This window comes from Luteolibacter yonseiensis (assembly GCF_016595465.1).
Classification (GTDB): domain Bacteria; phylum Verrucomicrobiota; class Verrucomicrobiia; order Verrucomicrobiales; family Akkermansiaceae; genus Luteolibacter; species Luteolibacter yonseiensis.
This window is the reverse complement of sequence record NZ_JAENIK010000001.1, coordinates 206,335-219,347: the sequence shown is the minus strand read 5'-3', so window position 1 is coordinate 219,347 and position 13,013 is coordinate 206,335. Positions and strand designations below refer to the sequence as shown.

At 62.6% G+C, this 13,013-nt stretch carries 9 protein-coding genes; 7 read left to right on the top strand and 2 right to left on the bottom strand.

The window, feature by feature from the left end:
* Nucleotides 1-553: 553 nt before the first annotated feature.
* Nucleotides 554-1,273, bottom strand: a complete 720-nt coding sequence (locus tag JIN84_RS00830) for a lipoate--protein ligase family protein (protein WP_200349113.1) — start codon at nt 1,271-1,273, stop codon at nt 554-556.
* 39 nt (nt 1,274-1,312) lie between these two features.
* Between JIN84_RS00830 and JIN84_RS00825 the strand changes: the two genes are divergently transcribed.
* Genes JIN84_RS00825 through JIN84_RS00815 form a run of 3 tightly spaced genes read left to right on the top strand, consistent with a single transcriptional unit; the run spans nt 1,313 to nt 3,521 of the window.
* The gene (locus JIN84_RS00825; RefSeq protein WP_200349112.1) at nt 1,313-2,245 is read left to right on the top strand and encodes a UbiA family prenyltransferase; all 933 of its coding nucleotides are present in this window, start codon (nt 1,313-1,315) and stop codon (nt 2,243-2,245) included.
* 44 nt (nt 2,246-2,289) lie between these two features.
* On the top strand, nt 2,290-2,709 hold the full coding sequence (locus JIN84_RS00820; RefSeq protein ID WP_200349111.1) for a SufE family protein: 420 nt from the start codon (nt 2,290-2,292) through the stop codon (nt 2,707-2,709).
* A complete protein-coding gene (locus JIN84_RS00815) occupies nt 2,706-3,521 on the top strand; it encodes a TerC family protein (protein ID WP_200349110.1) in 816 nt (271 codons plus the stop codon). The genes JIN84_RS00820 and JIN84_RS00815 overlap by 4 nt, the downstream gene beginning before the upstream one ends.
* Nucleotides 3,522-3,609: 88 nt before the next feature.
* On the opposite strand, the gene JIN84_RS00810 is transcribed toward JIN84_RS00815, so the two are convergent.
* Nucleotides 3,610-6,165 carry a protein kinase domain-containing protein gene (locus JIN84_RS00810; RefSeq protein WP_200349109.1) on the bottom strand — a complete coding sequence of 852 codons (2,556 nt, stop codon included), beginning with the start codon at nt 6,163-6,165 and terminating at the stop codon, nt 3,610-3,612.
* A 122-nt stretch (nt 6,166-6,287) separates the two neighbouring features.
* On the opposite strand from JIN84_RS00810, the gene JIN84_RS00805 reads away from it, so the two are divergent.
* The 4 genes from JIN84_RS00805 (at nt 6,288) to JIN84_RS00790 (ending at nt 12,994) form a co-directional block, all read left to right on the top strand.
* The gene (locus JIN84_RS00805; protein ID WP_200349108.1) at nt 6,288-7,619 is read left to right on the top strand and encodes a DUF1501 domain-containing protein; all 1,332 of its coding nucleotides are present in this window, start codon (nt 6,288-6,290) and stop codon (nt 7,617-7,619) included.
* A 181-nt stretch (nt 7,620-7,800) separates the two neighbouring features.
* Complete coding sequence (locus JIN84_RS00800; protein ID WP_200349107.1) at nt 7,801-10,203, top strand: PPC domain-containing protein; 2,403 nt, start codon at nt 7,801-7,803, stop codon at nt 10,201-10,203.
* 281 nt (nt 10,204-10,484) lie between these two features.
* A complete protein-coding gene (locus JIN84_RS00795; protein WP_200349106.1) occupies nt 10,485-11,684 on the top strand; it encodes a hypothetical protein in 1,200 nt (399 codons plus the stop codon).
* Complete coding sequence (locus tag JIN84_RS00790; protein ID WP_200349105.1) at nt 11,681-12,994, top strand: hypothetical protein; 1,314 nt, start codon at nt 11,681-11,683, stop codon at nt 12,992-12,994. Before JIN84_RS00795 ends, JIN84_RS00790 begins: the two co-directional genes overlap by 4 nt.
* Nucleotides 12,995-13,013 lie beyond the last annotated feature (19 nt).

The window sequence follows — 13,013 nt, the reverse complement described above, 5'->3', positions numbered from 1 at the left end:
GCCCGGAAAAACACCTGCGGCTGAAGCCGAGGCTGAAGCCGAGGCTGGAGCCGGGGCTGGAGCCATGGCGGGAGCATTCCTTCCCGGCCTGCGGGCGCGCGCGGAATCCGATGAAGGCAAGACAGGAAATCCGGGCGGCAGGAAACTGCAGCCGGGTGATTTCGAATCGCTCTAGGGGTCGGTCCCGGAGGTGACCGTTGGTGGGGTGGGCGTACACGCGTTGCCGATCAGATTGTCCGGCGGAATTCTCACCAGAGCCTTCGCTCCATACCAGTAGAATCGCCGTGATCCGTTGATTCTTCCAAGTGCCCGAAAAGGAAAAAGCCAGTCCGCTAAGTAAACTTAACAGACTGGCGATTTGGTGGAGCCGAAGCTCCTGTTTTCTCCCCCCGGAGAACGTTGGTATACATGGCACCATCTGTGCCAACCTGTTAAAAATATAACAAACAGCTCAACAATAGCGATTTATGAAAATCAAAATTATCCTATCCTAACAAATACCGCGCAAATCTTACAGGCAACCCATTAAAATCTGCGGGATCACATCACCCTTTCAACGGCGCTCCCGCCACTCCTGTCTGGAATAACGCATGGCGCATCTCGCATTGAGATACTCCCGATCCGGAAAATTGGAAAATTCATCCCAACGGGAACCAAGCCTGGCCGCCAGACTTTCAGCACGCCGCCGCATGCCGTCTGTCCCCGCACCGACGGCAACCGACCCCTGATGCAGCAATCCGGTCCGGGATCTCCTCTGACCGGCGCCAGCGAGCTTGCGGCCGTCCGCTCCCAGCAGGTCGTGATTCACCGGATTCTCGAAACAGAGCGCGGCTCCGGTTTCCCCCTCCCCCGAACCCAGCCGGGCGGGAATCCCCTCGGCGGTCAAAACCTCCGCCAGCACCGCGTGGATGCGCCGGTAGCTTTCCGCCCCGCGCCATCCCGCCAGCGGTTCGCCCTGCGGTGCGACGAGCGTGTAGGTCCAGTCCGCCCGATGGTCCACCATCCCGCCGCCGGTCCAGCGCCGGACGATGTCGACACCGGGAAACGCCACCCGCGCCTCCGCGATCCTGCCGAAGTATCCGACGCTCGCCCAATCCCCCGACCATTCGTAAACCCGCAGCACGGGCGACCGGGCGGTCTCCAGCAGCCACTCGTCCACCGCCATCGCCTCGGGACCCGGGCGTTTCACCGGGTCCACCCATAGCTGTAGTTTTTCAAACACCACCATCCGCGCCATTCTCCCGCTGAAATCGGCATTCTGAAAACAAAACATTTCGCCCCGGATGGAAATCCGCTCATTCTGAGTCCGCCGATGAACCGAGAAGGAAAACTCCACGCCCTGCTGTCCACCGCCCGGGTGGCGAATGTCCCGAGCGTGGTGAGCAATGTGTGGGTGGGGGTGATCCTGGGAATGCTGCGCTACCAGTCCGACCATTTCACTCCCCTGCCGCGGCAAGGCCTGCTGCTCCTGCCCCTGGCCGGCGTTTTCCTCTATCTGAGTGGAAACTTTTTCAACGACTGGATGGACCGGAAATGGGATGAAACCCACCGTCCGGAACGCGCCTTGCCCCGGCGGCTGTTCTCTCCGACTCTCTATGCCGCCACCGCGGCCTTGTTGGCAACCCTCGGACTCGCCTCGGCTTTCGCAGCCAGCCACCCCAGCGGCTGGGTCGCGATGGGGATTGCCTTCTCCATCATCATCTACACGCTGGTTCACAAACGCACCACGTGGGGGGTCATCCCGATGGGACTTTGCAGGGCGCTTCTCCCTCTCATGGGGAGCGTCGCCCTGTTTCCTTATCTGGATTATGTCTGGCCCGCCGCGGCGGCGTTGTTCTGCTACATCGTCGGGCTGTCACTCACCGCGAGGTATGAATCCCTCGCGGAGCCACCCAAATGGATCGGCGTGATGTCCCGCGGACTGCTGCTGGGGGTGGCGGTGCTGGTGGTGTGGGGAAACAAGAAGCAGTTCGTGGAGTTCGCCCCGAATGTCGCCGGAGTGCTTCCTTACCTTCTCTGGACGAGCCTGTCTTTGCGGATCTGGCGGAAACCGATCCCGGTTCTGGTCTCCCGGCTGCTGGCGGGAATTCCTCTCGTGGACGCCATCACGCTGCTGCCCGTTTCAGCGATGCTCTTCCAGGGTTCGGCGGATTTCCTCAATCCATGGGCCTTCGCGTGCATGTTGATCCCCATCATCGCCTTTGTTTCAGCCCTCCTTCTGCAGCGGCTCGCTCCCGCGACCTGATCCAGGCTTGCGGCGGATCGCTTCCCACGCTCCACTTGTCCCACATGAGCATCGCAGACAAACAGGCACTCCTCCTCGAGGAACTGGGCTTTTTCCAGGATTGGACGGAACGCTACGAATACGTCATCAGCCTCGGCAAGAAGCTGGCACCGATGGAGGACGCTTCGAAGAATGCCGAGCACCTCATCAAGGGCTGCCAATCCCAGGTCTGGCTGGATGCGAAACTGGAGGACGGGAAAGTCCGCTACGTCGCGGACTCGGATTCCCTCATCACCAAGGGCATGATCGCGCTCTTCGTCCATGTGCTGGATGACGAGACGCCGGATGACATCCTCACCGCCGACATGAGCTTCATCGACCGCACCGGCCTGAAGGAGCACCTCGCGCCGACGCGGGCGAACGCCCTCAACCTCATGGCGAACCAGATGAAACAACGCGCCCTGTCCTTTTCCCTACCGTCATGATCCTCGCCTCATTGCTTGAGTTCAACTGGCTGCACGATCCCCAGGCATGGGGCGCCCTGCTGACGCTGTCGTTGTTGGAGATCGTGCTCGGCATCGACAACATCGTGTTCATCTCCATCCTCGTGGACCGCCTGCCCGAGGAACAACGGGCGAAGGGACGGCTCATCGGACTGTCGCTGGCCATGGGCGCGCGCATGCTCCTGCTGCTTTCCATCTCATGGATCATGAGCTTGAAAAACGCGCTGTTTTCCATACCCGTCCATCCGGCGCTGTGGGACATGATGCCCACCGCGCAGGCTCATGGCGGCATGCTCGGTATCTCGATGAAGGATCTCATCCTTCTCGGCGGCGGCTTTTTCCTGATCTGGAAGTCGACGAAGGAAATCCACGAAAAGCTGGAGGGCGACGAGGAGTCCCACGCGGCCGGCCGGACGAAGGCCAGCTTCGGCGCGGTGCTGGTCCAGATCGCGATGATCGACATCATTTTCTCGCTGGACTCCGTCATCACCGCCGTCGGCATGGTGAACGACCCGTCGCGGGTTTCGCTGATGATGGTCGCGGTGGTGATCTCCATCGGCGTCATGATGCTTGCCTCGGGGGCGATCAGCGCCTTTGTCTCGAGGCATCCGTCGGTGAAGATGCTGGCGCTTTCGTTCCTGATCCTCATCGGCACCGCGCTGATGGCGGAGGGCCTGCATTTCCATATCCCCAAGGGCTACATCTACTTCTCCATGGCATTCTCGCTCGCCGTGGAACTGCTGAACCTGAAGCTGCGCGGGAAAACCCCGCCGCCTCCTGCCGCCCAGATCTGATCCTGTGGATAGGAAGCTCCGCTGTTACGGCGGAGCGGAGGTCATGGGTCCTATGGGTCCCATAGGACCTATATTCATCAGCCAGGAATTATTTCAAATCATCCAGCCGTTGCCGGCACCAGGCGAGGCCTTCGCTGTATTCCTCGCTTTGGGGGCGGGATTTCAAGAGATTGTCCCAGAGCGTGACCGCCTGTGAAAACGTGGCGCGGGCCTCCTCCTTGCGACCCGCGAGCTGGAGCGCGTGCCCGAGATCACCGGACAGGTAGGCCGCCGTGCTCCGCAACTGCTCGGGACGCGGGCCGTTGGCCGCCGGGGTGGATTCCAGTTTTTCCAACAATTCCCTCGCTTGGCCGATGAGCACGATTTCCTCGCCGCGCTTGTTGGACATTCCCAGCATGCGCCCCTGCTGCCACCAGAGCTGGGCCAGGCGATAGGCGGCCATCCCGTTGTCCGGCGATGACGCGCGCAGGGCCTCCAACATCCGGATCCCCTCTTCGTAGCCTTTCATCGCCTCGGCGGCGAATCCCTTGTCTCGCTGGATGCCCGCCCTCAGTCCGAGCTGCGAGGCCTTCCGCGAAACGGCTTCCGCATTGCCCGGTTGTTCGACGACCAGCCGGTCCAGCAGCTTCATCGCTTCCTTGGAAATCGATTCCGCTCCGACGATGTCGCCGGAAAGCACGGCGGACTCCGCCATCGCGCTGTAGCAGCCCGCCAGGTCGAGGCGCAGGGCGAAGTCGTCCGGCGAGTTTTTCAAGAGCTTCACCAGCTCCACCGATGCGAGCATGCGCACCTCGCGGGCGTCGCCGGATTTCCCCATGCCCTCGAGAATCGTGGCGGACGAGAGATAGCAGTTCGCCAGCTCGGACCTCAGGACCGCGGCATCCGGCCGCAGGTCGGCGATGCGGTTCAGGGTCTCGGTCGCGTGGAGGAGCTGCTGGAGGGCCTTCGCGTCATCGCCCTTCGCGGCGAGCAGTTTCGCCTCGTGGAAATCAAGGACCGCCAGCAGTTGGTTCAGCCGGTCCGCGTCGACCTCGGCCTGGGGCACGGCGGTGAGAGCGGCGCGCGCGGCGACGAACGACGCCCCGGCACCGGGGTCCCCGTTCGCACCATGCAGCAGGGCGAGGAGAAGGGAGTTGGTGGCCATGCGGAGTTTCATCGCCGCATCCATCGGCATCGTATCCCATGCCTTCAGCGCTTCCCTCAGCCGCGCGCCGGCTGTCGACGCGTCTCCTGCGGCGAGGGAGATTTCCGAAAGCTGGATGATCACCCGCGCGCGCTCGTCCGCCAGCGTCCGGACATCCACGGTCCGGGCGAGGAAATCGGTGAAATAACGCTCCAGCCGCCTCAACCGCAGTTCCCGGCCATCGAGCGGCGGCAGGCTGCGGTTTCCCTTTTCCATGGCCCAGGTGAAAAGCTGGTCGCCGATGAGGCGGGAGGCCTCCAAGCGGGCGATGCCCAGCTCCCTTTCGTAGGAAAGCGCCTGTTCCGCTTCGGCACGCCGCGTTTCCGCTTCGGCGCGCCCCTTCTCCGCGTCCGCCCGCGCGGTCGCGGCCGAGTCGTCGGAAGACTTGAGCAACGCCGCATCATTCCGCCTTTCCTCGCGCTCCTTGGAAAGTTGCGCATCCGAGCTCCGCCACAGCACCGCGAATACCAGCGCGGCTCCTCCGGCGAGAAACAACAACCCCCACACTCTGCCGTCAGGCCGCCCGTCCGTGCGTTCGGCTGCCCGCCGTGGAGGCTCCGCTTTTCTTGGTTCCACGACCGGGGCCGCCTTGTTTTCCGCAGCAACGAATCCCGCCACCACCTCCAGCATCGTCATGGGCCGCCGGGAGACATCCAGGCGCAGGCAGCGTTCGATCCATTCCCGGAATCCCTTCTCCACGTCGTTCTTCGCCGCATCCGGCCAGGTCACGGAATCATCGGCCTCGAGGTTTTTCGCGATTTTCCCGAGATCCGCCTGCATGCCCTTTTTCGTCGTCCCACCCGCGGGGGGGGCGACGAAGTGGAACGTGTCATGGCAGCGGGGAAACCGGCCTGTCAGGATCCGGTAGGCCAACACCCCGAAGGAAAAGACATCCCACCGGTAACCGGCGTCCTCCAGATAGCCCTCCTTGTTCCGGAGCTGCTCGGGCGCTTGGTAAAGCACGGCGTCGGTGAAATGAAACTCCTGGGCACCCGGCATGTTCCCGATCGCCCAGTCGCTGAGCAGCACCTCTCCCCTTTCGTCGAAAAACACATTTCCCGGCTTCAGGTTCCCGTGCGCCACCCGCCTCTCGTGCATCGCTGCCAAGGCCCGTCCGATCGATCTGACGAGTTTCCACGAGCGTGTGCCAAGGTGGTCGTCCAGCGACACCTGCATGCTCCGGGGTTTTCCGTCCACGGGGTCCACCAGCAGCGGCATCACCCAGAACGGCGGCATCTCCTCCAGATCCGCGGCGAGCACCCGCATGACCCCGGCAGGCCAGCCGCCGGTTTCCAGCCGCTCGGTCGCACGTTTCAGAAGCTCCGGAGAAATGGACGGCCTTTCGAAAATCTTCACCGCGCATTCTCCCGCCGACTCATCCTCAGCGCGGTAAACGCGCCCGCACCCGCCGTGGCCAATCAGGTTCTTCGGCTTCAGTCCTTCCACTCGTGGCACATCCATCGCACGATTCATAAAACACGCGGCACTCCGCGCCAACCTTTAAGGTGGCGGCGGCTCATTTTTGAAATGATGTGAAACCCGTCCGCGTATCCGCCTGTCGAGCCGATCCACCCTCGTCCGCCATGAAGCACAAATGCCCGGGAAATCCCCTTGAGCGCTATTCCTCACGCCGCGAATTTTTCTACGTCGGCCTGCTCGGCGGACTCGGCCTCACGCTGCCGCAGTTCCTCAGCAACCAGGCACGGGCCGCGACGAAAACCTACGGCAGGCACGACGCCGTCGCCCAGGGGATCATCCACATTTTCCTGCCCGGCGGCATCGCACACCAGGAGTCGTTCGATCCGAAACCCTTCGCACCCGCCGAATACCGGGGGCCATTCGGAGCCATCGACACCAAAATCCCGGGTATCCAGTTCAGCGAGTTCATGAAGGAGACGGCGCAGATCGCCGACAAGGTCACCATCATCCGCTCCATGTCCCACGGCGAGGCCGCCCACGAGCGCGGCACCCACAACATGTTCACCGGCTACCGCCCGTCGCCCGCGCTGGAGTATCCGTCCATCGGCTCGGTGATCTCCCACGAACTCGGTTCGAGAAACGACCTCCCGCCGTATGTCTGCGTGCCCTCCGTGCCGAACGAATACGCGAACTCCGGCTACCTTTCCTCCGCCTTCGGCCCCTTCGCCCTCGGCGCGGATCCCGCCCAAGGCAACTTCCAGGTCCGCGATCTCAACCTGCCGAAAGGCGTGGACGACGCCCGCTTCGCGAAACGCCGGTCCCTGTTGGAAACCGTGGACCACCATTTCCGCACGCTCGAGGAATCCGACGCCATCGACTCGATGGACGCCTTCTACCAACACGCCTACCAGCTCATTTCCTCTCAGAAAGCCCGCGAGGCCTTCGACCTCAAGGCCGAGCCGGACGCGCTCAAGGACGAGTACGGCCGCACCGCCGCGGGCCAGCGCATGCTCCTCGCCCGCCGCCTCATCGAGGGTGGCGTGCGTTTCGTCTCCCTCACCGCCGGCGGCTGGGACCACCATGACAATCTCAAGGCGGGCATCCAGAAAGAGCTTCCGCCCACCGACAAGGCCATCGCCGCGCTCATCCGCGACCTCGACCGGCGCGGCATGCTGGACTCGACGCTGGTCATGGTCACCAGCGAGTTCGGCCGCACCCCGAAGATCAACGCCACCGGCGGCCGCGACCACTGGCCGCGCGTTTTCTCCACCATGCTCGCGGGCGGCGGCATGAAACAAGGCTACGTCCATGGCGCGTCCGACTCCCTCGGCGGAGAGGTGGATACCGACGGCGTCGGCGTCGCGGACCTCGCCACCACCATCTATCACCAGATCGGCATCAACTCGGATTCCGAACTCATGTCACCGGGGAACAGGCCGATCGAGATCGTGGACGGAGGTCAGGTCCTCGACGCGCTGCTCGCGAAGAAAGCATAGGGGAACATCGGACATCCAACGCCGGACATTCAACATCGAAGGAAAGAAAAGAAGACGTTCGCGACGCGCATGACGGTGTCACCGCGTTCTGGAACCCTGGGGCAACCTTTCATTTCCCACCGATCAACCCATTGACTCCACCTCTTTCCTTCGATGTTCCATGTTTAACGTTCGATGTCCGATGTTCAAACCTCTCTTCCTCCTCCTCGCCCTCTCCACCCCGCTGCCGGCATTCTCGCCCGAGCTGCATCTCATCGAGCCGCGCGGGGGACGGCGGGGGACGGAGATGGAGATCCGCTTTCTCGGCAAGCGGCTGGAGGAAACCAGCGAAATCCTTTTTTACGAACCCGGGCTGGCGGTCGCCAACATCACGAACAAGGCGGAGAACGAATCCACCGCCAGGCTCACCATCGCCCCGGACGCGCCGCTCGGCGAGCACTCGGTCCGCGTCCGCACCGCCGGAGGGATTTCCGAACTCCGTTCGTTCTGGGTCGGGCAGTTCCCCACGGTGATGGAAGCGGAGCCGAACGCCACCTTCGACCAGGCCCAGCGGGTCGAGCCGAACACCACCGTGCAGGGCGTGGCGGGCGACGAGGACGATGACTACTATGTCTGTAGTTTGAAGAAGGGCCAGCGCCTGTCCGTCGAGGTCGAGGCCATGCGGCTCGGACGCCTGATGTTCGACGCCTATGTCGCCATCCTCGATCCGAAAAAATTCGAGCTCGCGACCTGTGACGACGCGCCCCTGCTCCGCAACGACGCCTTCGCCTCCATCATCGCCCCCGAGGACGGCGACTACCGCATCGTGGTGCACGAGGCCGCCTATGAAGGCACCCCGGACAGCCAGTACCGCCTGCACATCGGGACCTTCCCCCGCCCCAAGGCGGTCTTCCCCACCGGTGGCAAACCGGGCGAAACCATCGAGTTCACCTTCATTGGCGATCCCTCGGGGCCGATCAAGCAGTCCATCACCCTGCCTGCCGAAGAGGCCGCCAGCTTCCCGGTTTTCCCCGTCCATGACGGACTCTCCGCCCCCTCGCCCCACTGGATCACCGTCTCCCCGCTGGAGGCCGTCAATGAGTCCGGCATCAACAAGGACCCTGCATCCGCCACGCCGGTGCCGCCGGTTCCCTGCGCCATGCACGGCATCCTCGACGGGGAGAACAAGATGGACTGGTTCAAATTCACCGCGAAGAAGGACCAGAACCTCGTCCTCCGCGTGCTGGCCCGCAGCCATCGGTCTCCTCTCGATTCCATCCTCTCCCTTCATCAGATGGACGGAAAACAGATCGCGGCGAACGACGACCAGGGCTCGCCCGACAGCATCATCAACTGGACCTGCCCCGCCGATGGCGAATATTGCCTGCGGGTCCGCGACCAGCTCGACCGCACCGACGGGGACTTCACCTACCGGATGGAAATCACCGAGAAAAAGCCCTCCATCGCCGCGAACCTTCCCACCGTCGAGCGGGTGAACAGCCAGAAGTGGAAAACCTTCTCCGTCCCGCGCGGCAACCGCTACGCCGCAGTCGTCAATGTCGTCCGGGAAAACATCGCCTGCGATTCCACCTTCGAGGCCGGGCAGCTTCCCGCGGGCATCACCATGACGGCTCCGCCGGTTCCCAAATCCATCACCACCTTTCCCGTCGTCTTCGAGGCCGCGCCCGACGCCCCGCTGGCGGGCGGGCTGGTTCCGTTTTCCATCAAGGCCACCGGAGACGTCCCGCTCACCGGAGGACTGGCGGACACGATCCACCATGTGGATGTGAACAACCAGGGAGCGTACCACTCCGTCACGGTCAACCGCGTCGCCACCGCCGTCATTCAGGAAGCGCCTTTCAAGATCGACCTCGAAACACCCGCCGTTCCCATCGTGAAAAACGGCACCCTCCCACTCAAGGTCCGCGCCACCCGCAAGGAAGGCTACGCCGAGAAAATCACCGTGCGTTTCCTGTGGAATCCTCCCGGCATCAGCGCGCCCGTCACCCTCGACATCCCCGGCGACCAATCCGAGATCCTCTACGAACTCAACGCCAACAACGACGCCGCCACCGGCGATTGGCAGGTCTGCGTGCTGGCCGAGGCGAACACCCCGCAAGGGACCGTGCTCGTTTCCTCCGCGCTGACGACCTTGAAGATCGCCGAGCCGTTCGTGGGCATGGCGCTCGATCTCGCCGCCACCGAGCAGAACAAGGCGACCTCCATGGTCGCGAAGATCGAACAGCTCCACCCCTTCGAAGGCACCGCCACCGTCGAGCTCTTCGGGCTGCCTCACGGCGCTTCCTGCCCTCCGCAGAATTTCACCAAGGATCAGACCGAACTCACCTTCCCCGTCGCCATCGCGGCGGACGCCACCGTCGGCAAGCACAACGCCGTCTTCTGCCGGGTGTTGATTCCCCAGAACGGCACCACCATCCTCCATCAGACCGCGATGAACAGCACGCTGCGCATCGACGCCCCGCCGCCCGCTCCCGTCGCGAAAGCCGACGCGCCTCCCGCAGCCCCGGAAAAACCCGCCGACCCGCAGGCCCAGGCCGAAAAGCCGCTCTCGCGTTTGGAGCAACTTCGCCAACGGGCGAAGTGATGCCGACACGTGAAGAGGGCAACCTTGTTTTCGCTATTCAGGCCGACGAAAATTAAAGAGGGCGGCAGCGACGTGCCCTCCAAATGTCACGTGGTTAAGAGATCACATGGTTAAGAGATCACATGGTTAAGAGATCACGTGGTTAAGAGCGATTTCGTCACATTCTGACACCCCGGAGGGGTTGCGGAACTTAGCCGGTCCTAACCACACGCCATTCGCCACCCCTTCCTAACGGCATGCGGCGTTGACACCCATCTCCGTCACTGACTGAATAGGAGGCATTGAAGCTGAAGTCTTTCCTCCCACCGGTCATCGCGCTTGTTGTCGCGGGTGGCTGGCTCGGCTTCCGCCGGCAGGTTCTGAGCGGGATTGAAAAAGAAAACTCCACCTACCGCGAGAAACTGCGGACCCATCAAAGCGGAACCGCCGACGATATCGCAAGTCCGAAGCCGGCCACACCGGCGGAATGGAAAACACTTTCCAGCCAGGCATTGAAATACAACTGGACGGGCTTCGGCGGACTGGCGTTGAAAAAGCGCTTCAACGCGATGTCGCGGGAGGAGCTCGCCGCCTCCCTGGATGAGCTTTCGAAATCAAATTTCGGGGCGGAGGAGATTCTCCGGGAGATGCTCGTCAAAGCCCTGCTTGAAAAGGACCCCGGATTCGCACTGGATCTCCTGACCGGCAAGCTGCCGGAAGACCGCTCCCATTTCCTGGCGGAGGGAATGAAGAACTGGGCTCTGGCCTCGCCGGAAGCCGCCGCCGCATGGTTCGACGAACAGTTGGAAAAAGGGACCTTCGCCAGCAAGAGGCTCGACGGTATGAGCGTGCTGAAACATAAGATGGAACCCGCCCTCATTTCCGCATTATTATCCAGCGCGCCTGAGATGGCGGTGAAACGTCTTTCCGCCATCAATGAGGAGGATCGTGCGAAATTCCTCCATCCTCACGCGCAAGAGAAACTTTCGGAAGAGAAGCAGATCGCCTTCGCCCGCATGGTGCGGGAGCTGCTGCCCGCCCAATCCGCTCGGAATCTGATCAATAGCCAATGTGCCGAAGTTGCCGCACAGGGCGGCTATCAGGCGGCGAGCGACTACTTCACACGCATCGGCGCGACTCCCGAAGAACGGGAAGCCTGCGTTGAATACTGCGCGAGGCGGATCCTGTATTCACGGACGTGGACGGCAAAAATCAACGCCGGAGACGTTGAGGAACTACGGGCCTGGGTGGGCAGCCAAGCTCCATCCGCGACCGACCGGGCAACCGGAGGAGCGTTGGCGAACATCAGCGGTAACGACTACACCGGAGCTGCCGACCTTGCGGCGTATTTCCACGAAAAAACAGGCAGTGACGAGATCCTGATTTCCTTCATCCGTAATTCGGAATGGCTTGGCCACCCGTCCGAAGCGCGGCAACTGGCCGGGAAAATCGTGGATGAGGAAAGCCGGAAGGGCATGTTGGACTGGCTCGAAAGCGAATGAAAACCTCCATCAGCATTTCCGTGGCGATCCTCGCGTTTGCAGCCTGGCTGGGTCACGCCGGGGAACAACACATCCGGACGGCAAGGGAAGCCCGTGCCCGCCTGCTGGCCGATATGGCACGCGCGGGAATCCCGGCGGACACCGGACCGAACACGAGCAAGGCAGCCACCAAACGTCCGCGTGACAAAGAACGGCAGGACATACGCGCGCTCGCCGCGAGCCTGGCGGATTGTTTCCGCATGCCCGCCGGGGAGAGGGCATCTGTCGCGGACGAACGGCTCGAATCCTTGTCCGCCTTGAGCCCGGCCGAATTCATCGAACTGATCGCCGCACTGCGTTCGGAAAAATGTCCGGAAGACGGCCTGGACACCGTGTTCTACTCCTTTTCGAGAATCCATCCCCGCGGCATTCTTGAGTTCCTCGCCAAGTCTCCTCTCGAACTGCCCGACACAGGAGGGGTAGGAAACCAGAATGTCATCAATGGATCGATTTTCATGTGGAGCCGCGAAGATCCGGAAGCCGCCCTCGAGTGGTATCGTAGGCACAAGGACAAGTCTCCCCTCTTCTCGTCTCCCGAGGCGAAAAATTTCCTCCTCTCCGGCGTCTCCCTCAAGTCCCCCGCCACCGCCTTCAGGATACTCGGGGAACTCGGCCTCCCTGCCGGATCCGTGTCACAAATCATGGGTTCCATCCGACCGGAATCCCGGCTGGAAGGGTTGGCGGAATTGCGCGCCTTTTCCAAAAATCGTGATCCCGATGGAGACGACGGATTGTTGCGGAACGGAATTTCATCGCTCGCCCGAAGCATCAGCTACCAGGATTTCCCGGACGCGGAGGAGTGGATCCATTCGGCGAAGCTCGACCCGTCCGAACTCCAGGCGTTCGTCGGAGGAGTGGAGGAGGACAACCTCAAGGATAACCGGCGTTGGATCGAATGGATCGACAGGACCCTGCCGGAGGGTGCGGGAGACGGGAAAATCAGGGAACTGTTCCGAGGGTGGGCGATCAGCGACTACCGGGCCGCCGGGGAATGGTTGGATGCCCAGCCCGAAGGATCCACCCGGAATACCTCCATCCAAGCCTACGCCGAAATCCTCTCGCAAGGCCGTCCCCTCGATGCCGAAAAATGGGCGATGATGCTGCCACCCGGCGAACGGCGCGACGGCACGCTCCGGACCATCTTCCAGAACTGGCCGGAAACCGATGACACCTCCCGAGCCGCCGCCAGGGCATTCGCGGAGCAACACGGCATCGACATCGGGGAGGACGGGTCTGAAGACGGGTCCGAAGACGAGTCCGGAGACAAGTGATCCCCAAGCGCGGCGCACC